General features: G+C 67.3%; 2 protein-coding genes and 1 pseudogene. 1 reads left to right on the top strand and 2 read right to left on the bottom strand.

Annotation, left to right across the window (positions count from 1 at the left end; all coding sequences use genetic code 11):
- Together fmt and def are read right to left on the bottom strand one after the other, a co-directional pair.
- Nucleotides 1-830: methionyl-tRNA formyltransferase (gene fmt / locus NH448_RS23370; RefSeq protein WP_253029591.1), on the bottom strand; the 830-nt coding region annotated here is incomplete at its 3' end.
- Between the two features lie 147 nt (nucleotides 831-977).
- On the bottom strand, nucleotides 978-1490 hold the full coding sequence (def, locus tag NH448_RS23375; RefSeq protein ID WP_253029592.1) for a peptide deformylase: 513 nt from the start codon (nucleotides 1488-1490) through the stop codon (nucleotides 978-980).
- Between the two features lie 218 nt (nucleotides 1491-1708).
- Here def and NH448_RS23380 point away from each other — a divergent pair.
- Nucleotides 1709-1988 (top strand): annotated as a pseudogene (locus NH448_RS23380) (hypothetical protein); the annotation flags it as partial.

Consider the following 1988-nt stretch of genomic DNA (forward strand, 5'->3'; position numbering starts at 1 on the left):
CCACAGGCCACCAGCAGCTCGGAGTCGGCGCGGGTGATGGTGCCGGGCGACTCTGGTGCGCCGCCATCGGCCGGCTCGGCCAGGTGGATACGTAGACGCTCATCGCCCAGCGCGCACCAGGTCACCGGCCAGGGATTGAAGGCGCGCACCCGGGCGGCCAGGGTCGCGGCGGGCTGGGCGAAGTCCAGCTCGGCCTCGGCCTTGCTGAGCTTGGAGGCGTAGGTGACGCCCTGTTCGGGCTGCGGCGTGGCGGAAAGCTCACCGTCGGCAAGTCGGTCGAGGGCCTCGACCATGGCCTTGCCACCGATCTCGGCCAGGCGATCGTGCAGTTCGCCGCCGGTGGTGGTGGGCAGGATCTCGGTGCGCCGGATGATCAGCATGTCGCCGGTATCGAGTCCCTCGTCCATCTGCATGATGGTGACGCCGCTCTCGTCATCGCCGGCCTCGATCGCCCGCTGAATCGGCGCTGCACCGCGCCAGCGCGGCAGCAGCGAGGCGTGGACGTTGAGGCAGCCCAAACGCGGTGCCTCGAGTACCGGCAGCGGCAGGATCAGGCCGTAGGCCACCACCACCATGACGTCGGCGTCCAGCGCCGCCAGGGCGCGCTGTTCGGCTTCGTCCCTGAGCCGCTCGGGCTGGTACACCGGCAGGCCGTGCTCCAGCGCCAGCGACTTGACCGGGCTTGGCGTCAGCTTGCGGCCGCGTCCGGCGGGGCGATCGGGTTGGGTATAGACGGCAATCACCTGGTGGTGACTGGCCAGCAGCGCCGAGAGACTCTCGGCGGCGAAGTCGGGCGTGCCAGCGAAGATCACGCGCAGCGATCGGGTCATGTTCAGGGCCTTGGCCGAAGAATGCGGAGACAATAGTAACGGAGACGGGCGAAACGACGAAGACCGACAACGTGATTCACGTTGTCGGTCTTCGTCGTAGGCGGTTGTGGGGCCGAGATGGCGGCGGCTTGAGGGCTGCGCAGCGGCTCAGGCGCCCTGTATCTGGCGATGACGCTTCTGCATCTTCTTCATCACCCGGTCACGCTTGAGCGGTGACAGGTAGTCGACGAACAGCACGCCCTCGAGGTGGTCGAGCTCATGCTGGATGCAGTGGGCCAGCAGTCCGTCGGCTTCGAGCTCGTAGGGCTCGCCGTCGCGTCCCTGAGCCTTCAGCTTTACCCGCAGCGCGCGCGGCACCTCGGCGTAGTACTCGGGGATCGACAGGCAGCCTTCCTGCATCGGTTCCCGTTCGTCCCCCAGCGGGGTGACCTCGGGGTTGATCAGCACCAACGGGGTGGACTGATCTTCGCTGACGTCGATCACGATGACTCGGCGATGCACGTCCACCTGGGTGGCGGCGAGGCCGATACCCGGTGCGGCGTACATGGTCTCCAGCATGTCATCGACCAGCTGGCGGACCTCGTCATCGACGTTTTCGACGGGCACTGCCTTGTTGCGCAGCCGCTCGTCGGGAAACTCGAGAATAGGGAGTCTGGCCATGCTGTGGTACCACCGTTATTCGTTCGGTTCGTGTTGCCCATTCTAGGACGACGCCGGGGGTGACCATAGTCGTTGGCGCCAATGAGCGTGATAGGTCGCTACTATAACATGCCAGAATCGCCGTCGCGCACCGCCTGGAGCCGAGACGGCGAAGACCGCCAAGGCGTGTCGCGCCTGCCTGCCTATACTGCCGGCACTCGGCCAGGGAGGGCTCTGTCATGGAACTTGGCTTCGCACGCTGGATGGCGTTGAACGCACTGCCTCAGGTGGGCCCACGACGGTTGGCTCGCCTGCGCCAGTTAAACCCTGACTGGCCCGGTGGCTGGCTGGCCCGGCTGCCGCCCGGGGCCGCGGCGGAACTGCGCTTGTGGCTGGATCAACCCAGACGCAGCCCGCTGACGGCGTTGATCGAGCAGGCCGAGGCGTGGCTGGCCGGCGACGGCGGGAAAGCGCTCAGCGCTGCCAATGGAGGCCGCCTCCATGAGCGGGCCGAGGCGC

It is taken from the genome of Halomonas sp. OfavH-34-E (genome assembly GCF_024124525.1).
Classification (GTDB): Bacteria; Pseudomonadota; Gammaproteobacteria; order Pseudomonadales; family Halomonadaceae; genus Halomonas; species Halomonas litopenaei.

Bases quoted from the DNA above. Each gene is read 5' to 3' on its own strand.
- def (WP_253029592.1), bottom strand. From the start codon at position 1,490: ATGGCCAGACTCCCTATTCTCGAGTTTCCCGACGAGCGGCTGCGCAAC.